Origin of the sequence: Paraburkholderia sp. BR14320 (assembly GCF_040948665.1) — a bacterium.
Lineage (GTDB): Bacteria > Pseudomonadota > Gammaproteobacteria > Burkholderiales > Burkholderiaceae > Paraburkholderia > Paraburkholderia youngii.
Map to the genome: position 1 here is coordinate 1 of NZ_JBFPKG010000345.1, position 255 is coordinate 255.

Sequence of the window (255 nt, forward strand, 5' to 3'; positions counted from 1 at the left end):
CATACGACAGGTTGCGCGACGTGTAGTCCGCGTATTGCGTGATGCCGACGTAGTCGAGCAGTTCGAGCGCGCGCTCCTTGATTTCGCGCTCTTCCTTGCGTTCGGCCGGCGTCTGGAACACCGCGCCCAGCAGACCGTGCTTGGTGCGCACATGACGGCCGACCATCACGTTTTCGAGCGCGGTCATGCCGCCGAACAGGCGAATGTTCTGGAACGTGCGCGCGATGCCCGCCTTCGCGACCTGATAGACCGCGG

1 pseudogene is annotated in these 255 nt (G+C 63.9%); it reads right to left on the reverse strand.

Going from position 1 to position 255, the window contains the following annotated elements:
* Positions 1-255 (reverse strand): annotated as a pseudogene (locus tag AB3X89_RS40585) (ABC transporter ATP-binding protein); the annotation flags it as partial.